Source organism: Paenibacillus sp. PvR133 (genome assembly GCF_017833155.1).
GTDB classification, from domain to species: Bacteria; Bacillota; Bacilli; order Paenibacillales; family Paenibacillaceae; genus Paenibacillus; species Paenibacillus polymyxa_B.
The window spans coordinates 2052001-2071879 of record NZ_JAFIBS010000001.1 but is presented as its reverse complement, the minus strand read 5'-3'; the positions used below and the strand labels follow the sequence as shown (position 1 = coordinate 2071879).

Genomic DNA, 19879 nt, shown 5'->3' with positions numbered 1-19879 from the left:
AAGTTCGATCTTAGTGTGCATCCACCTGAATATCCTGCATATGTCGACGACGTACGATCAGCACAGCTACGCCAATCAGTACCATCAATGCTCCAAAATAAAATGGGGTTTCTGCTGAGTACCACTCTGACAGCTTCCCTGCAAGCCACGGCGAAATTGCCCCGCCCAAAAACCGCATGAAGCTGTAGGCCGCAGATGCTGTCGAGCGCTCCACTGGAGCAGCCTGCATAACAGCAGTTGTAATCAATGTATTGTTAATCCCCAGAAAAATACCAGCCACAATGACGGCGACAATGACAGTCGTTGGTGAACCAGCTACCGTCCCGATCGCCATAACACCTAAATCAATGGCAAACAGCGTCAGCATGATACTAATGGAAGATACCACGCTCAAGCGTGCTTGAATCTTCGGTGCTACAAACACCGAGGTAAAGGCCAGCATAATTCCCCAGCCAAAAAACACATAACCCAAACCATGCTCGTCCAGATTCATTACATATGGAGAATACGCCATCAACGTAAAAAATCCAAAGTTATATAACAACGCTACAATACCGAGCGTGAGCAAAGCCGGATAACTGAGCGCTTTGAACGGATCGGCAATGGAACCGCGTTTTTTGGGCTTTGGAATGGAAGGCAGCATAAACGTAATGAACAAAAATCCCACTACCATCAGTCCGGCTACACCGAAAAACGGACCGCGCCAGGAAATGGAACCTAACTCACCGCCCAGCAACGGACCCACTGAAATCCCGAGGCCCAATGCCGCTTCATACAAAATAATTGCTTTAGCTGTTCCAGAAGTGGACAGACCTACAATCGCAGACAACGCTGTTGCGATAAACAAAGCGTTCCCCAAACCCCAGCCTGCCCGGTAGCCCACAATTCCGCCAACTGTACTGGCTGTGCCGCCCAGTCCAGCAAACACAATAATAAATAAAATCCCGGTTAGTAGTGTCCATTTGACACCCAATCGACTAGATACAACGCCTGTAATCAGCATCGCAACGCCTGTTACCAGATTATAGCTGGTGAACAGCAATGACACTTGGCTTTTCGTAGCATGAAGCTGATCAGCAATGGCCGGAAGAATCGGATCGACCAATCCCAGACCCATAAATGAAATAACACAAGCAAAGGCGACTGCCCAGACCGCTTTAGGTTGAGACAGCAAGCCTGAGCGTTCTTTTAACTCTTCAGGTAATGCATGTTGTGAACTCATATTATGATGTTACCTCCACATCTGAATGTAAATGTTCTTGTTATGACGGGTCGTGATCAAGTTCATCATCCAGAAGAACCTTGCGTTCACGCACCCTAACCCGTAACTCCTCCAACTCAGTCTGGAGCATACGGATGCTGTTGATTTTTCCCTCCATTAATTCCAACTGCTCGTTCAATGTACTTTCCATATCCTCCAACATGGCCCGTCGCTCGTTCGGTTGCAAATGCTCCGTTCGCTCGCGATATTCCTCCCGCTGACCCTTAAGCATTTCCGCTGCGGACATGTAACGCTGAAGCTCTTGCAAGGAGAATCCAAGTACTTCCTTGGCACTCACTATTTTTTTTAGTAAGTCCACATCCTCCTGCGTATACAGGCGCATATTTCCTTCACTGCGCTGCGGAGAGGGCAATAAGCCGATTTCCTCATAATAACGAATGGTTCGCTTGGTTAATCCGCTTTGTTTGGCGACCTCATCAATTTTATACGTAACCATGACACCCACCTTATGAAAAAGATTATATATAAATACTACGCCTCTATAACGTTAACGTCAACGTAAACTTTTATATAAAAAAGAAACCGCCTCTATTAGAGACGGTTCCTAGTTTGGCTTGCACGGTCATAGACCCGAGCATCGGTGCTCAAGCCCATGAATATAGCTTTAGATGAAAATGGTACGTGTGATGATAACCAACAAAATGAAGAGTACCAGAATAACACCAGTGGAAGTAAACATGTTGTAGCCGCCACCACCGCAACCTCTTTCTACTTCACCCATCTTAAGTTCCTCCTCTCTCTGTCGATTACAACAAATCGCCCGAAATCAGATTCATGAGCTACGAATTAGATGACGAATGCTTTGGAAATAATAACGAGCAGAATGAAAAGTACCAGAATCGCTCCTGTAGATGTAAAAGCTCCATAACCAGCGCCTACTCCAGACATGCTGATTCCTCCCTTCATGGTTTACAAGAGCATCTTATGCTTATGCAGTCTTCCATGATAGGGACAAATGCCGCGCCAACCGCCCAAATCTAGGTTGGGGTTGTACTGTCCTGTTATTCTTCGGACCCGAGCATGCCGTGATACAGGAGGTTTCGTGCCTGCTTGGCTAGCACAGACGGACTTTCACGTCCAGGCAGCAATTTAGTTAACGTCAGCCGTTCAATCAAGCCGATCACGCATTCTGCTGTCAGTTCAGGGTCCAGCTCCTCACGGCAGGAGCCCCATCGTTGCGCCGCCAGCAGATGTTTTTTGATATGCTCAGCCATTTCCGCCTTAATACGCACCGAATCTGTCGCCTGGTAAAATCCGACACGAGTGATCGCCGGATTATTAGACAACACGCGAAAAATAGCTTCCAGAAACACTTGTCCCCGTCTCAAAATTTCAGCCTCGCTTAGGTCTGGGCCTATCTTCATGCTTTGTACCGTATCATTCACCAAAGTACCGAAGCTCTCCACAAGCTCCTCGTACAACTGTTCCTTGCTTTCAAAATGAATATAAAAATCCGGCTGCGTCAATCCTGCACGTGCCGCGATCGAACTTACCTTTGTCTGATAAAACCCCGTCTGAGCAAACTCTTCAGCCCCCGCTTCCAGTAACAACCGTCGACTCTCCCGACTTCTGACTCCTGCTCTCATCACGGTCTTGCCCCCTTACGCCACAAATCTATCGTATTATAAAGTTCCTTTGCAGTAAGAACAACGGGCTTGAGGATGATATATACCTGTCCTTCAAAAGTCCTAATACAGAAGGACTGAACGTTTTGGAAAATCAAGGGCATCTCCCTGCAAGGTATAATTAACCAATCTGACGGTGAGCGAGCAGGAATTATTAAGCCGAATTCAAATATTTATACTTGAGGATTTTGCACAACCCTGACTTTCGATATATATCAGTGATGAGGACAATATTTGCGCATCATCTCAATCGTTGTCAGATCATCATCCAACCCCCGTTGTTGCAAGCCGTCGATAATTTGCTGACGTTCCTGATCTTTAACATTTTGACCGAATTTAAACTTGGCAGTCCATTCCTCCGGTACAATTTTGATCAGAGCGACCCCTTTTAAACGTGAAGCATACCGAGAATCGCTGGCATCAATCGTGTCATACCCGCCTTCCGGTTGCAGCTTACTCATAAAAATGGAAAAGGCCGATGCTTTTTCTTCCAAATCCACTACATGCTCCGCATGACCACGCACGGTAATACTTTTAAAAAATGAAGTCGCCGGACATGCCATATGTTCATCCGTAAAATAAGACGGAATGAGCGCATATTCTTTGGCGGCTGAAAAAGTAACTCGATTATCTTCTTTCATCCGTTCCATCTTTTCTCCAGCACGGCTGCCATGAATATAAAAAACGCCATTTCCATAAGCGAAATTCAAGGGAACCACACGCGGAAAACCATCCTCGCTGTTCATGCCTAAAAATCCGAAACTGACCTCGCTTAGAAACTGCTCTATTTCCTCTAGTTCTGCCACCGTAAATTCTTTTCTTCTCACAGGGAACTCTCCTTCCATCTATTGACCAATGATACATTTCAGATTATGTTGAAAATGGATTCATAAAAAGATCCAATATGAACGAAAATGAGTGGCCCAATCGAAGGAGAAGAGTATGGATATCACGATTGCCTATCAGCGTGCGCTTCAAAAATATCATTTGAAATATTTGGCATTGTATCATGCTCTTCGTGAGGGAATCCTCAATGGTTCCCTTGCCAGTGGTACGCGTCTGCCTTCCACTCGTGATCTGGCTGTGATGTATGGAATTTCACGAGGGAGCGTTAAAGAGGCATATGATATGCTGTTGGCAGAAGGATATATAGATTCGGCAGTAGGCAGAGGAACCTTTGTTATGGAACAGACAGCGGTGCTGCCCGACAAATCTTTAATCAAACAGCAGAACCAAAATTCACCTGTTGTAAAACAAAAAGCCCCTGCTCTATCAGCTTGGGGACAACGAATCATGCAGATCGAAAGGGAACGAAACTTACAGCCGTCTCCTGCTTCTGCTACATATAGAGACAGTGCGCAACAGCCTTTGATTTCTTTTCAGGCAGGAGAAGTTGTATTGGAGGGCAGTTCACAGATCGCATGGAAAAGCGCAATGACTGCCGCTGGAAAGGATCTGCAAAAGCCCTCGGCTGACGCGACGACTGCACCAGTGAGCGGTGATGAATGGCTGCGTGAAGCGATTTGCCATCATGTTGGCAGAACACGCGGAATTACAGCCACGCCGGATCAAGTCGTATTATGCAGTGGTTCCATGGAAGTGATCACGTTATTAAGTCAGTTGCTTATTCATGAACAAGATCGAATTGTATTAGAAAACCCCTGTTATTCCGGCATCTACCGTGCAGTTACTGCCTCAGGCGGACAGATACATGCTGCTGAGATGGATCAACATGGAATTGTCCCACAGGATTGGGATTCCAAACTCCTATTTGTTACACCTGGACGACAGTTTCCAACCGGTGCAGTGTTGCCATTAACACGCCGTCAACATATTTTGCAATGGGCAGCATCCAAGGGAGCGTGGATCATTGAGGACGATTATGACAGTGAATTCCGTTGGGCAGGACGACCCATTGAACCATTAAAAGCACTGGATCGCACAGAATGTGTCATCTATGTCGGCTCCTTTTCCAAAAGCATGTTCAGCAGCCTTCGACTCGGGTTTGCAATCTTGCCCGTTGAATTAGCCCAAGCGCTGACAGCTGCCAAACGACTATACGATCCCCTGCCGCCTGCCCGCTTGGAACAGCGCGCACTGGCACGTTTTATGATGCGCGGCGACTACGTTCGCCATGTGCGACGGATGACTCGAATATACAGATCACGCTACGACGTGTTCCAACGTGAAATACAGCAGTTAAGTGAACTGTTTCACTGGCATCAGAACGATTGTGGACTACATGCCTATGCCATCTGGAAGCATGAGCCTGCCCAGTATTATCATTTGATGCAGACAACACAGTTTTACGGAGTCACATGGCGTGATGCCGCCGATTACCAACTGACACCGGGACCTCCATCAGCCTGCTTTATCTTTGCCCATTTAACGGAGCAACAAATTGTTGAAGGGTTTAACCGTCTGCGCCAGGCTTGGGACCATATTAAAAATCAATGAGGAGTTCCCTTATTTAATCACTAGCCCCAACAGCCCTACAAATGATGAAGCTTGATGCGGTGAGATGATGCAGCCATTCAAATCTTCTATATCCACCTGTAACCCATCAAATTCACAATCGCTCAGATCAATCCCGTTGAGCTTGGACCCCGATAGCATCGCTTGATCCAGATTGCAACGGTTAAAAAAGGTTTTTTGTAGTGTTAAATGATACAGATCGGCACTTATTAAAGAACAATCCTCAAAACCAACTTGCTTAAAATTAGCAAAACGGAACATCGAATAATCCGCTAAGCAATCCGAAAAACGAACGTTTTGGAGTCTGCTTCTGGAAAAGTCTGTTCCAAGCAATTTGCAGTTTTTGAACTCTACCCGATGGATAAAGGAACCGGAAAAATGAACATTAGACAGATCGCATTTATCAAAAATGACGTCTGTCCATTCACTTTCCAGTAATGACGATTCCATGATCGTTACATTTTTAAAAGTCATCTTCTCTAATGAAACCTTAACCGCTTCCACATTATCCAAAATCATATCTTCTACAGACCCCATACTATATTCGCCTTTGGACCGTAAGGAATACATTTCTTCGTTTAGTACGGGTAAGTCCACAGGAATTTTTGGCAACTCCATTTTAATTTTCATAATAACTCTACCTCCACGATTGAGAGCCCTCTAGGACATCTATATGAATCTATTTTCTATCAATTCTCATACATAGGGTAGCAAAAGTATTTCTCACACATATATTAACGTTGTGAGCACGCTCACGAACCTTTGTTAGGAGGTTGATAGCATGGCAGTACAGCTGTCTAATCAAGTGTTCTCTATTTCTGTCGGAGATTACGGGGATCTCTCTTCCTTGCGGCTGGTAGGGGACACTTTTAATACCAACTATGTCATGAACAGCTCTAACGCACCTAAACAGAATACGTCGGATCATCAGTGGCTAGGTGAACTGATGTTCACCTATCGTCTCGGCAACGGAGCGTGGACTCGGGCATGGACAAGTAATTCTGCTGATGCGCGCCAGATCACCTCTTCTGGAAACAGTGTCCAGGTAGCCTATCAGAATTCATCAAACAATCAGGGAATACGTAATTTCATTTTACATGAAACTTATTCGTTGGTTAACGATTATTTGCACTGGCAAATGAAAGTAACGAACACCTCTAATCAAACGTTGGAAATCGGAGATTGGGGACTGCCGCTTCCGTTTAACGAGTACTGGTCCGGCGGCAATAATGAACAAATTTATGAAACCAGAGTACTCTCACACTCCTTTGTAGGCCATAACAGCTCCTTTATTACCGCTGGACGACCTAGCGGCATCGGACCGTATGTACTGCTGATCCCTGATGCCTCAACGGGTGCTGGTCTCGAATATCAGGACCATTGGAGAACTGAGGAGCATCCCGGCAGCACATGGGCTATGGAGCAAGGTGGCTGGTCCGAAGGACTGAATGTGTTCTATATCCATTCCAATGTCATCAAGAGCACCAACCGTGGCTATCTTGGAAGCACCAGTCTGTCGCTGGCTCCTGGTGAAAGCAAAACGTATGCCTTTAAATTTTACAAGGTAGCGGACGAGCAGGCCGTAAAGGACAGGCTGTACAGTGAGGGACATGTGGATGTGACCGTGGTTCCGGGCATGATTTTCCCGACCAATCTCAAGGCCAAATTCGATCTGCATACCAGCAAATCCATTACCTCTGTCACAGCGCAATATCCGTCTGAAACGACCATCAGCTATCTGGAAACAGCCCCTACAAACCATAAAATATATGAACTTACACTGGGACGACTGGGACATAACAATATTACTGTAAACTATGGTAACGGCGAAAAAACCGTTCTCCAGTTCTATGCCATCGAGCCAGTCGAAGCTGCACTTCAGCGTCACTCTACCTTCATGGTCAACAGCACCCAATGGAACGTGCCGGGCGACCTGAGGGACAAGGTCTTTGATGACTGGATGATGCAGTACAAGGCTAGACGCAACAGCTTTGCTGGTTACTGGGGCTGGGGTGATGATTGGGGACTAACTCACGGCCAGTTTCTGGCGGAGAAAAACGTTCAGAAGCCCGTGGCATCTGAGATCAAGGCAGTCGATGATTATTTGGAAGTAGCCATCTGGACGAATTTGATGGAAGGCCATCATACCGATTATCTGGTCCCTGATTTCCTGATGCCGCAGCCTAACACGACACCAACGTACCGTGGCTATGCCTATCCGCACATTTATAATACGTTTTTTAGCATGTATAAAATTGCCAAGCTGTATCCCAACCTGATCAGCTATCGCAATAGCAAAAACACATATTTGCTACGTGCTTATCGTATTTTTAAAGCGTTGTATGAAGGCCCTGTTGCTTATAACTGGAACACGGGACTCATGGGTGAGCTAACTACACCTGATATGATTAAAGCGCTTCAGGAAGAAGGCTTGACCACCGAGGCTAACGACCTGATTGGCAAAATGGCTACCAAGTACAACAATTTCAAAAACACCACCTATCCTTATGGCTCTGAGTATAACTATGACAATACAGGCGAAGAAGCCGTATATACACTCGCCAAAATGAACAACAACACGACGATGATGAGCAAAATCAACTCCAAAACGCGTGCTGCACGCGGTCATATGCCTGTCTGGTACTATTACGCCGATCCGGTCACCATCACCGGAGAGAATTGGTGGAACTTCCAGTACACCACCTCACTTGCCGGCTATGTGATGGATGACTGGACACGTCGGCATTCGTCCAAGCCCGAAGTGGATCAGCGTCTATCCTATGCCGCCAAGCTGGCGAACATCGGAGCGATTAACTCGGGACAGATCAGCTCTGATCCTGCCAACATCGGGGCAGTATCATGGACATATCAGGCGGGCAAAGGCAATTATGGCGCACTTGGTCTGGACGGCGGCCCTCTCTTTAACGGATGGCGCGGCATGTCCGGGGAAGCCGATCTGGGACTGTTTGGAGCCATCAAAATCCTAAGCTCGGATGTTGCTGTAGATCCAATATTCGGCTTGTTCGGCTATGGCTGTGACGTTACAGAAAGCAGTAACAGCTACGCGATTACTCCAAAGGACGGTGTATTCCAACGACTGCATCTGATCACCCAAAAGCTGAGTTTGGAGCTGAATCGGGATCAATATAGCTCGGCCATCGTGTCCAAGTCCAAGAACAACATCCGTCTGACACTGAAAAATATGACCCCAGGCACGACTCATACCACCGTTATGAGCTTGACCGGACTCGCGGCAGGTACGTATGACGTGCTTGTAGATGGCACAAAAACCGGGTCCGTCACGGCTGCTAACAGCTCTGCGACCACGGTCAGACTGAATATTGGTACGGCAGCCAACTATGATATCCGTATCCAGTCGAGTACAGACAACCCGTCTCCCGCCGGAGACATTGTAGCCCGTTATGAATTTGACGAAACGGCCGGATCTACCGCAGCCGATTCATCAGGTTATGGACAGCAGGCCAGTGTAAGTGGAGGCGCGTGGGGAGCCGGACGAAAAGGCAATGCCCTGCACTTTAACGGTACAGACGCCTATGCTAGTCTGCCCGGTGGTATCGTTAGCAGCATAAATGACTTTACGATTGCCGCGTGGGTACGGGTGAACACGCATAACGGCTGGGCACGCCTGTTTGATTTTGGAGCAGGCACGGATCGGTATATGTTTTTGACACCCAAGGCCGAGGGAACTGGTATGCGCTTTGCTATCACCGTCTCGGGGAACGGAGAGGAACAACAGTTGAATGCGCCAGAGCTGGCAACAGGGGTTTGGAAGCATGTCGCCGTGACTTTGTCAGGCAATACTGGAATGATGTATGTGGACGGTGTAGAGGCGACGCGTAACACCAACATGACGCTGAAGCCTTCCAGCCTTGGACTGACAGACCGGAACTATATTGGGAAATCCCAGTTTGATGATCCCTACCTGAACGGTGCAGTGGATGAACTGATCATTTACAACAGAGCCCTGACCGCTCAGGAAATCCGGGGCTTGGCCTCTGCAAGCAGCACCATTACAGCCCATGATGAGGGAGCCCGTTCATATGCCGAAGGAGCAGATTAGAATACATTTACGCATTCATTCATGCCGTTAACGTTTTAGATTGTGAATGATTTGTACTGTGAATCATTTGTGTCGTGAATCATTTGTGTCGTGAATGATTGGTATCGTGAATGATTCTTGCTTATATTAGCTCTACCCCCGGATTTCTTAAGTTAAGTCTGTAATCAGGGGAGAAATCCGGGGAGATGATGCTTCCGAGCGAGCCACCCTATGGAAAGCATTTAAAGCGACCGCCTTACCGGGACGATCAGCGGCAACTTTTCCATCTGGAGGGCGTTTAGCTCCGTCTAATGCGTGTCGTTCTTGGTCTTAAGCGAACCAGTTCCTCACTAGTGAGTTGCCTAGTATAGGAGCGAGGGGAAGATCCTGTATCTACCCTCAGTACTCTGCCTGCCCCGTTGGGGCGGGCTACCCGTGTGTTGAATACCTGCATGGCCCACTGCACCGGAAAGGCTATGGATAAGCGACCATCTGCCGTACCTGCATAGTTGACCGCAGCTGCATAATTATCTGACTGTCTGAGCCATACAGAGCCGGAATCCCCAGGTAGTGATACGGGAGTCGTACCTCTAATAACCGTCTGATCTTCGAAGGTCAGTAAGCCCAACTCTCCACCATAATTGATTTGCAAGTCCGTATAGACGGACTCTACCGTGCCATTGACCCGCCCGGTCGTACGCCCTACCTTCTTCAATCTTTCCCCTATGCGATAAGCGGTCACATGACCCGGAATCGCTCCTACTGTAGCATAACGCGGATTGAGCAAGTTGTTACGGGTCGGAAGCGAAAGCGCCGCATCAATCAGGTTCGTTCCGGTGGGATTCAAGCGTACGTAACGATAAAGCCGTCCTATACGATCCTGGGCAACCGTCCCACCATCGGCTCCGCCTGGCTGAATTGTAGCCTCTCGATTGTCTGTATTGGAGGGATTGAGGACATGGTTATTGCTAAAAAGATAACGTGTCGCCGGCGCTCCAGTTGGAGCAACGATGAGTCCGGTTGAACCGGAGCCTTCAATCGTCCCGACACTGTAGCCGGCGATGACCGGGCGTATGCGCACTTTGTAGTCCGTGGCATTGGCTCTGATCTTTCCAGTCTTTACAATTCGGACTGGAACGTTCGTTTTCTTTCCTAATGCGGTGGCCGACAGGAGTCCGGTAGAGGCCGAAACGAGACGGTCTGTGTACACAATGACAGCGGCTCCTCTTTTGGGATGGGCAGGGTCCCTGTACCCTACGCCAATGCCGTGGACACCGGACATTTTTAAGACTCGCTTGGCCATCCGCTTTTTCACTTGAAGCGCGGCCGAGAAGGTAGCCAACATAATCATCTCCTTTTACATTCAGATGAAATATTGTATGGCTAAGGCCGCTTCGCGTTCCATTTGATCATACGATCGCTGTATTGAAAGGCATATGAAAACATTCCAAAAAATGGTATACTCATTTCCGAAATTGACATCTTATCATTTGATTCTGATGTTCAAGGAGGTACTTTATGTTTTCAATCATGTTGACATACAGCATACAAGCAATTGTAATTTTACTGATTATCTTTGAATTGTTGAGAAAAAACAGAAAAAAAATAGGCTGGGGATCACTTTCACTGCTTTTATCTCTTCTTGGTATGGCTGTTTCTTTCGAATTTGGTAATTACATATTGGGAGACCAGTTGCTTTCCTTTTTAGGATTGCCCACCTGGTCTAACAGTGTTGATAATACTAGGTTTCACTACACCATTTTTCTATCCAGTATTTTTTTTATTCCCAGTTTAATCATTGGATATAAAAATCCTAAGGAGTTTGGAGCTACAATTGGAAAACGGATTTCTAGTATATATCTATTTTTGATCATCATTTCGCTTTTATTTTTTATTATCAGTATTTTGCATAATTGATTTCCAACGCTCGTAAGTACAATATATAGACGAACTAAAGCGTTTCGATCTATATATTACTGATTTGAAAACGCTCTTGGGATTTATGCAAAATGCTTATTATCAGCATTTTCTCGAAGTGAAAGTTGGGTGTACAGTTGTTCCAAAACAAAAGCCTTCCTTGTTTATAGGAAGGCTTTGATCTTTATGATATGAGGGCGATGGGAAGTACCATCTGACTGCCCGCCGTCTCCAGTTATCCCTTAACCGCTCCCTCCGCAATGCCCTCCATGATGAATTTCTGAAAGAAGGCATAGATCAGGATAACCGGGATGGAGGTCAGCACAAGTGCGGCCAGAATAAGCGACCAATCCTTGTTGTACTCTCCAAACAGCATATTGGTCGAGAGAATCAGGGTGTAATGGTTTACATCCGTCAGCATTAACAATGGAAGCAAAAAGTCGTTCCAAATCCACAGAAAATCCAAAATCGCGATGGTAACTGTGATCGGCAGCAACAAAGGAAATATAATGCGAAAGAACGTTTGGAACTCATTACAGCCGTCCATTTGCGCGGATTCTTCTAGCTCACGCGGAATGGATTTGACGAATCCATGATACAAAAAGATCGCCATATTCACACCCAAGCCGATATAGATCAGGGCCAAGCCGTACGTACTGCCCTGAACGGACAAATCTTTTGCCATTCGCGTAAGCGGTATCATAATAGAGTGAAACGGCACCAGCATCGATGCGACAAACAGGAAGAAAATCGCACTGCTCAGTTTCCCCTGTGTACGAGACAGCTTGTAGCCTGCCAGTGCCGAACAGATCACAATGCCACCAATGCCGATAAAAGAAATAATCGTGGAATTAAGAGCGCTGTTCAGCAAATGAGTCTGATGAAAAGCCTGACTGTAATTTTCAAAGTGAAGCTTCGTCGGCAGCGCCGTAAAGGATGCAAACATCTCACCCTGTGTTTTAAACGAGTTAATTACCGCCATGTAGATTGGGAAGAAGGACACGACTGCGCCCACGCACAGAATCAGCGTAATCAACAAGGAATTGGCTTTCTTCAGCCTCATGCCTCCACCTCCCTCTTCTTCATGACACGCAGCTGAATCAGGGTGAAAATGAGAACGATTGCGAACAAAATAACGGATTTGGCGCTCGCATAACCATAACGGAAGTTGTTGGAGAACGCCTCCTCATAAATGTTCATCGTAATCACCTGTGTACTGCGCCCCGGCCCCCCGCCAGTCAGTCCGTATACGACCTCATACACTTTGAAGGCACCATTCAGCGTCAGGAAGAAACAGATCGTAATCGCATGAGTAATCATTGGCATCGTTACGCTTCGCAATGTCTGAAATGCGTTCGCCCCGTCAATAATAGCAGCCTCCTTCAAGCTTTGTGGTACACCTTGAAGCGCAGCCAGATAGATGATCATCATATAACCGACACCATTCCAGAGCGACACGATAATAATTGAGAAGAAAGATACTTTCGGATCGCCCAGCCACGATTGGCCCAAAAATGCGATAGCCGTCTTTTCGGCGATCTGTGGCAGCACGGAAGAAAAAACGAAGGTCCACATAAATGCGCTAATAATGGTACTGATCATATTGGGCATGAAAAATATCGTCCGAAAAAATCCTTTGGTACGTGTACGCGACTCAATCAACACTGCCAGTGCCAGTGCCAGTACATTTTGCAGCACAATCATGACCAATACGTATTTAAGGGTAAACCAAAGGGAATTGAGAAAATCGGGGTCTTCCTTCAACGATTCCACAAAGTTCCCCAAGCCGATAAAGCTGTAATTAGGATTCAATCCGTTCCAGTCTGTAAAGCTGTAGTACATGCCGCTGATCGTTGGAATGAGCAGGAAGATAGCATAAAAGATCAGCGCCGGGGCTGTAAACGCCAGTAACATGACGTATTTTTTATAGATTTTAAAAGGCATGGAGTCTCTCCCTCCCGGTGTAATTCTGTAGGTTACCGTTACTTGTTCACTTTGTTATACGATTTCCATGCCTTATCCAGCGCCTTAATTACGTCATCCTGCGAGAGCTGACCAGCATAATAGGATTGTAGCGATTTGCCTGCCTCGTCCTTAACCGCTTGCGGGATAGATGGATCTTGGTACGACTTGCCTGCTTTCACGTATTCGGTAGCGTCATTAACCCAAGGATAGCTTTTAAACGTATGCACTTTGGAGATCGGGTTAAATTTCAATGCTTCATAGAACGCGCTAGAATCCTTGTCATCCAGCACATAGTTAACAAAATCGAGCGCAACCTCCTTATTCTTGCTTGTAGAGGATACAGCCAGCGAAGTCGAAGTGGACAAATTAATCAATGTCGCATTGGAATCGTCATTGATCGGCAGCGGTGCTACCCCAAAATCCATCTTCGGATCCGATTTTAAAATCGTTTCCGCAAACCACGGCCCTTGAATCCACATCGCCGCTTTACCCGAGGCAAACGCAGCCGATCCATCATCCCCGCCGATTTCCAGCGCCTTGTCAGTACCGTTGCTATTCACCAGATCAATAATATCGAACATGCTCTTCATTTCGGAAAAAGAGCCTTTATCCTGATTCATCCGGTCGATAAAATCCTTATTCTGTGTGTTCATCATTGCACCTGCCGTAAGTGGCACAAACAGCTGTGGAATCCAGGATTCCTTGTAGGACAACAGGAACGGTTTCACATTATTCGCTTTCAGCTTCTCGACCACAGCCTTCATTTCGGTCAACGTTCCCGGCGGCTGCAAATCCAAATCCTTAAATATCTTTTTATTGTACAAGTAGCCCCATGAGATCGTCTCCAAAGGAACCGCTACGACCTTTCCGTCTTTGGTTGTCACCGAAGGCTTCACACTATCCATCAATTTGTTAACAAAAGGCTGACCGGACAAATCCTCCAAATAGCCCGCTTTATAAAACGGAGGAATTTCATTCACCGCGTGCAATGCAAATACGTCCGGCGCATCGTTGGATGCGAGTCTTGTCTTCAAAATTTGTGCGGCGTTGTCAGCAGGCGGCATCTCCAGTTGGACCGTAACGTCGATATTTTTATCTTTCTTCTCTTTCGCTACGAACGCATTAATGTATTTATCGTAGTGCTCCTTCAAACGGGGCTGAGCAATAAACATTTTGAGATTCACCGTTTTGCCGTCTCCACCGGAACCGCTGCTGTCACTGCCTGAAGAATTCGCTCCACACCCGGCCAATAACGTGCCAACCAGCATCGTGCTCAATACACCTTTCCACACTTTCATGAAAAATGACCTCCCCTATTTTGAAAATAACTGTTACCCATCGGCAAATCAGCTGTTATTCAAAGCAGCTATGCCGCCGGTCTTCAACCTCTATTCAGCTCTGTGCGAACTTCGTAAGGCCAAATTCCTTTGTACCGCTTGTTTTGTATACGCTTTCATTATAGAGTGGGAGGTCACTTCTGCCATTGGACACCCTTAGCTTATTGAATTGGACTTTTTTAAACTTCCTTCCTCATTTCACCGGGTGCCATGCCAAAATGCTTTTTAAATACCCGATAGAAATAAGACACATCCTCATATCCTGCCATCTCCGCAACTGCTTTAATTGAAATCTGTTTATTGGCCAGCCATTCCCGCGCCTTTTCCATTCTTCGCTCTACAATATAGTCCGTTACATTTTGACCATACTCCTGCTTAAATACCTTGCTCATATACTCTTTGCTCACAAAAAAGTTTTTCGCCAACTGCTCCAGTGTAATCGGCCCAGCAAAGTGACTGTCGATATATCGCCGTACCTCTTCTAAATTCAGTTTGTTTTTGTATTTCCGCTGCCGAATGAGCTGATCCAGTTCCTGAACATAGCACGACGATACGAATTCCAGCGCATGTTCTACAGAGGACACGGCATCCTGCGGCAGTGGAAATCCTACCTTTGTCGTAGAATTATCCAGCCCGTTATCCGCTGCGAGCTCTTTCAGCAGGGAAAGAAGCTCCTGCACCAGCCTGCCTAGCATATGTGGACTTGGTGCTCCATAACTCTCCAGCTCCTGCATAACCTGCCTGCAGGTTAAGTTCACCCCGTCACAGTTCAGCTCATTAAAATAAAGACGCAGCAGTTGCTTATACCGGGTCAACCTGTGAAAAAACTCATAATCCAGCTCTGTCGCTTCTTGCTGCTGTTCGGCCACCTTGACCTCCAGATCGTTTTTGCATTTGAGTAGCACTGCATTCAGTTCGACAGGATTGACTGGCTTTAACAAATAATCGACGGCCTTATAACGGATGGCATGTTTGGCATATGCAAAGTCATCATATCCACTCACGACAATGATTTTCACATCAGGACAATGGTTATTTAGTGCTTGCAGCAACTCCACTCCGTCCGCACCCGGCATGCGCATATCAGTAATCACAATATGGGGAGCTAACTCCCCGACCAGCCTGAACGCCTCGTCCCCGTCTTCAGCCTCACCCACTACCAACATTCCAAGTTTTTCCCATGTGCCAAATGTCTTCAGAATATCGCGGTTCCACGGCTCATCGTCCACAATTAATACTCTGATCATACTTTTCCCTCCTCTGCTGAGGTGAATGGAATGCGGATGGTGACACGTGTACCGACTCCCTGCTCACTATCTATCGTCACTCCGTAGTGCACTCCAAAATTCATCCGTATGCGTGAAGACACATTGCTCAATCCGATATGACTACCCTGCGCCCAGATCGGTTCCTCCGACTCGTTTTCCAGCTTTGCCCGTAGTTTTTCCAGCTTGTCCGGGGCCATGCCGTTTCCATTATCGCAAACCGTAATACACACATCTTGTTTCATAATCTCCACCCGAATCCCTATTTGCCATGCCCCCGCCTTTCGATCAAGACCGTGCTGAAACGCGTTTTCCAACAATGGCTGAAGCGATAGCTTAGGCAGTCGAATATCCATCGCCTGTTCTTCCGTCTCCACCTGGAACACCAATCTTTGTGGAAATCTCCGTTGCTGGATGCGCATATAGTGTCCCACATGGTCAAGCTCTGCGCGTAAAGAGGCCAAATCCTGAGGTTCCCGTACCACGTAACGGAACATCTCACTCAGCGACCGAATGACTTCATAGGTGTCCTCCGGCTTTTGAGAAAATACCATACTTCCGATCATTTGCAGCGTATTTTGCAGAAAATGTGGATGAATCTGCGCTTGGAGCGCTTTCAATTCAGCCGTCTTTTTTTGCAAATTTATACTGTATTCCGCCTGAATATGCTCGCGAATTCGGCCTGCCATCCCATGCAGACTTCTTTCCAGCAGCCCAATCTCATCCGGGCGTGTACTTGGCTGTCCAATCGGTCCTTTGATCATATCCAGCTCCTGTACGGAACGCGCCAAATGAACAATCGGACGTGCAGTTCGCCATGCGATGAAAACGGCAATGCAGATGGAAACCAGAATTGAAATCACGCCTACGATAATACCATACAGCATGGTTGAAAAGGCACTGTGGTTAATGGAGGAAGTGGGTACGATTTTGACCAGCTTTAGCCCAACTACATCCAGATCATTATAGAACACATAATGTTCAGCAGTTTGAATCACTCCAGGGCCCGGCTTAACGTCACGAAGAGCTGTCAGCACACCTGCAGGTGGAGGCGACTGCCGAGCCTGTGCTGGATACATGACCCTGCCATCCGCATCTGTAATAAGCACCTGATGCTGATCCCCTCGTCCCAGCAGGCCCAGCGTCTGATCGAATTGCGACCACAATACATCCAATGAAATAGCTCCCGTCTGCTTCTGATCTTCAAAACGCCGAATACTGCGCGTCAAAGTAAAGCGTTCCGGGTCAGCAGAGCTTGGACGAATCGAATAATCCTTATTCGCTTGCCACATCTCGGCATACTGTGAGGGAATACCGCTCACTGTCGTAATTTCATTTTGCATGCTATTAAAGGTAAACAGGGTTTGCGATTGCTTCAAATAAAGCTGGATGCCGATCACATGACTTCCGGCCGAATAATACACATTCGCCATCGTATTCAGCATTTTTCGCTGGGCATTAAATTGGCTCGAAAGATTGTCAGGCTCGCGCTCATTCAAATAATCGCTCAGATCAGGGCTGATCTGAATGCTGTAAATCAGATGATTCAGACGATCTAGCTGGTCGCTGATATAGATCCCCGTCCATTTCATATTGGACATGTTCGTCTCTACCACTTCAGTTTCCATGGAAGCTCTACTTTTTTCCGCAGCCAGCACCGTGACAGCAATGACCGGCAGCACAGATAGAACAATCATCGTCAAGATCAGCTTAAGCTGAATGCTGCGTCGATACGGGGCCGTCAGCGCCCGGAACCAGCGGACTGCTCGGGTTGGCATAGCGATGCACTCCTCTACTCAGCCATATGCGAAAACGCCCCGCAATTCGCAGGGGCGCTTCATTTACCGGATACTCCCGGAGAATACCTATATGATATTATTCGTAAGTTGGTTTCAGCTCATTATTCATCATTTACGCTTCTTCGATAATTATAACATCCCAAGGCTCTAATGGAAGCGTTTGTCCTTGGATAACTGTACGCCCCCCGATTAACTCCTTGCCGTCTCCATGTGGATATACCACCGAGCCTGCTTGTTCGGAATAGTTAAAATAGTACCGGATTGTCCGTCCCAGCTCATTTGTGCCGGATTTAACAATGATCGGATAAGACGTTTCCTGATCCACTCCCCATACTCCCGCCTTTTTGGCTACAGAGCTGAATAGTTCGCGGATGACCGCCGGGCTGACGATACAGCCGATGTAGGTCGCTGTTCCCTGACCATAGCGGTTTTGCGTAATCGCGGCATATTTCCCCCAATGCGGGTGATCGTAATAGGCCAACACTTCGGCGGTCGTCGGGGTAATCAACTCCATCCACGTATCTACCTGATTGTACTCTGGTGCCACCTCAAAAGGATTATTTTTGAGCGTCACCTTCTTCGGCTCCACGAACAAGCTGTAATGAATGCCGCAGGCTTCGCTAATCACGCCCGGCTGCCGGGACGTTCTCACCTGCACATGCTCGTCAGTAAATCCGCTTCGGAATGTGTATACTACATGACCACCTTTCTCCACATATCGGTTCAGCTTCTCCAGTAGTGCGTCTGGGGCAGAATAGAGGACCGGGACGATCAAGAGATCATAGTCGTCAAACGATTCTGTACCTGGATGAACAATATCCGTCCCGATATTCAGTTTATACAACTCGTCATACAAACGGCGTACGATGTCATTGTAATTCAACGGGCTGCTCATATTAAATTTAAACCAGTCAATCGACGTCAATGCTTCGTTGCTGACCAGAATCGCCGTTTTATTTTTCTTTTTCAGGTTGACCAAATGCGGAGACAATCTTGCAAAATCCTTCCCTATGGTCTGTGCTTCCTCATACACAGGATTCGGTTCAAAATCATGGCTGAGCAGACCCTTCCAGTAGGTTTCGAAGGAATTATGGATGGAATGCCAGTGCCAGTATGCCACCATATTGGCTCCAGAAGCCAGATGGCTGAACGCTTGCAGACGCAATTGCCCCGGATAGGGAACCCAGTGGGTAAAAGCCTGCGCTTCCGTTTCCAGCACTAGATAGTTGTTATTTTTCGTCGAACGCGCTACATCGCCACCGAAGGAAATTTCAATTCCGGTCAGATCATCCTGTGATGGATGGTAAATATCCACCCCAGTCACATCAAAGGCTTGCGATGCCGCAAAGTGATCCACGTCTGGCTGAACACCAAAGGAATGACCTCTCCATTCAAAATCAAAGTTTTGCGTAACAAATTGGTCTTCCCGCTTATATTCATTCACCAGCGCGACCTGCCATGCCAGGAAATCCGTCACCAGCTTGCGCTGGAATTGGGAAAAGGCTGCGCCCAAACTTCCATTAATCGTTCCGACCACCGAAGGAAAGTCCTCCCAGCTATTGATGCGATTACTCCAGTAGTCCAGACCAAATTTGCGGTTTAGCTCCTCCAGCGATTCGAACCGCTCCCGCAAATACTTTACAAATTGCAATTGCACATTGGGCCCACTCGTGTGGTAATGCTTGGTCTCATTATCCGTCTGAAAGCCAATGACCGCCGGATGCTGACTCACCCGTCCGATCAGCTTGCGTATGATTCGCTCGGCATGGAACAGGTACACCGGGTTCGTTATGTCCATAATCTGGCGAGCTCCATATTTGCCCGGACCTTGAGGCGTTGTTGCCAATACATCAGGATGCTCCTTCACCAGCCATGTGGGTACGGCATAGGTGGGCGTCCCCACAATGACTTCGATGCCCGCCTTATGCATGGCGTCCAGCACCCGATCCACAGAGGTAAAATCAAACACGCCGTTTTGCGGTTCATGCGTACTCCAAGTGGATTCGGCAATCCGCACCACGTTGATGCCCGCATCCTTCATCATTTGGATATCCTGGCCCAAACGGTCATATGGCATATACTCATCATAATAGGCAACACCGTACAGTAGCTTTTTCATCAAGTCGTCCTCCAATTAGGTTCGTTAGGATATGT

The 19879-nt window shown here is 47.2% G+C and carries 16 protein-coding genes; 3 read left to right on the top strand and 13 right to left on the bottom strand.

Annotation, left to right across the window (positions count from 1 at the left end; translation table 11 throughout):
- Positions 1-10: 10 nt before the first annotated feature.
- The 5 genes from JOE49_RS09205 to JOE49_RS09185 all read right to left on the bottom strand — a co-directional run bounded on the left by JOE49_RS09205 (position 11) and on the right by JOE49_RS09185 (position 3734).
- The gene (locus JOE49_RS09205) at positions 11-1222 is read right to left on the bottom strand and encodes an MFS transporter (protein ID WP_023986944.1); all 1212 of its coding nucleotides are present in this window, start codon (positions 1220-1222) and stop codon (positions 11-13) included.
- A gap of 40 nt (positions 1223-1262) precedes the next feature.
- A complete protein-coding gene (locus tag JOE49_RS09200; RefSeq protein WP_023986943.1) occupies positions 1263-1718 on the bottom strand; it encodes a MerR family transcriptional regulator in 456 nt (151 codons plus the stop codon).
- A 350-nt stretch (positions 1719-2068) separates the two neighbouring features.
- On the bottom strand, positions 2069-2170 hold the full coding sequence (locus tag JOE49_RS09195) for a hypothetical protein (protein ID WP_014599460.1): 102 nt from the start codon (positions 2168-2170) through the stop codon (positions 2069-2071).
- Positions 2171-2283: 113 nt separating this feature from the next.
- A complete protein-coding gene (locus tag JOE49_RS09190; RefSeq protein WP_023986940.1) occupies positions 2284-2868 on the bottom strand; it encodes a TetR/AcrR family transcriptional regulator in 585 nt (194 codons plus the stop codon).
- Positions 2869-3122: 254 nt separating this feature from the next.
- Entirely contained in the window at positions 3123-3734 is a 612-nt protein-coding gene (locus JOE49_RS09185; RefSeq protein ID WP_023986938.1) for a pyridoxamine 5'-phosphate oxidase family protein, read from the bottom strand.
- Between the two features lie 115 nt (positions 3735-3849).
- On the opposite strand from JOE49_RS09185, the gene pdxR reads away from it, so the two are divergent.
- Positions 3850-5364, top strand: a complete 1515-nt coding sequence (gene pdxR, locus JOE49_RS09180) for a MocR-like pyridoxine biosynthesis transcription factor PdxR (RefSeq protein WP_209940952.1) — start codon at positions 3850-3852, stop codon at positions 5362-5364.
- A 9-nt stretch (positions 5365-5373) separates the two neighbouring features.
- Here pdxR and JOE49_RS09175 read toward each other — a convergent pair whose 3' ends face one another.
- Entirely contained in the window at positions 5374-6012 is a 639-nt protein-coding gene (locus tag JOE49_RS09175) for a pentapeptide repeat-containing protein (protein ID WP_209940951.1), read from the bottom strand.
- A 151-nt stretch (positions 6013-6163) separates the two neighbouring features.
- On the opposite strand from JOE49_RS09175, the gene JOE49_RS09170 reads away from it, so the two are divergent.
- A complete protein-coding gene (locus JOE49_RS09170; protein WP_209940950.1) occupies positions 6164-9463 on the top strand; it encodes a DUF5695 domain-containing protein in 3300 nt (1099 codons plus the stop codon).
- A gap of 277 nt (positions 9464-9740) precedes the next feature.
- On the opposite strand, the gene JOE49_RS09165 is transcribed toward JOE49_RS09170, so the two are convergent.
- Positions 9741-10787, bottom strand: coding sequence for a hypothetical protein (locus JOE49_RS09165; protein ID WP_025722283.1), 1047 nt, complete (start codon positions 10785-10787; stop codon positions 9741-9743).
- Positions 10788-10960: 173 nt separating this feature from the next.
- Here JOE49_RS09165 and JOE49_RS09160 point away from each other — a divergent pair, with 173 nt between their 5' ends.
- Positions 10961-11359: a hypothetical protein gene (locus JOE49_RS09160; RefSeq protein ID WP_209940949.1), complete on the top strand. Its 399-nt coding sequence runs from the start codon at positions 10961-10963 to the stop codon at positions 11357-11359.
- Between the two features lie 235 nt (positions 11360-11594).
- Here the strand turns inward: JOE49_RS09160 and JOE49_RS09155 are convergent, their stop codons facing one another.
- From JOE49_RS09155 to JOE49_RS09130, 6 genes are all read right to left on the bottom strand, one after another.
- Entirely contained in the window at positions 11595-12422 is an 828-nt protein-coding gene (locus JOE49_RS09155) for a carbohydrate ABC transporter permease (protein WP_013308681.1), read from the bottom strand.
- Positions 12419-13303: a carbohydrate ABC transporter permease gene (locus JOE49_RS09150; protein WP_023986930.1), complete on the bottom strand. Its 885-nt coding sequence runs from the start codon at positions 13301-13303 to the stop codon at positions 12419-12421. Before JOE49_RS09150 ends, JOE49_RS09155 begins: the two co-directional genes overlap by 4 nt.
- 38 nt (positions 13304-13341) lie before the next feature.
- Entirely contained in the window at positions 13342-14622 is a 1281-nt protein-coding gene (locus JOE49_RS09145; protein ID WP_023986929.1) for an ABC transporter substrate-binding protein, read from the bottom strand.
- A gap of 218 nt (positions 14623-14840) precedes the next feature.
- Positions 14841-15908 (bottom strand): response regulator transcription factor, encoded by a 1068-nt coding sequence (locus JOE49_RS09140; protein ID WP_209940948.1) that lies wholly within the window; start codon positions 15906-15908, stop codon positions 14841-14843.
- The gene (locus tag JOE49_RS09135; protein WP_209940947.1) at positions 15905-17704 is read right to left on the bottom strand and encodes a sensor histidine kinase; all 1800 of its coding nucleotides are present in this window, start codon (positions 17702-17704) and stop codon (positions 15905-15907) included. The genes JOE49_RS09140 and JOE49_RS09135 overlap by 4 nt, the downstream gene beginning before the upstream one ends.
- Before the next feature lie 133 nt (positions 17705-17837).
- Complete coding sequence (locus JOE49_RS09130; RefSeq protein WP_209940946.1) at positions 17838-19844, bottom strand: beta-galactosidase; 2007 nt, start codon at positions 19842-19844, stop codon at positions 17838-17840.
- Between the last annotated feature and the right edge of the window lie 35 nt (positions 19845-19879).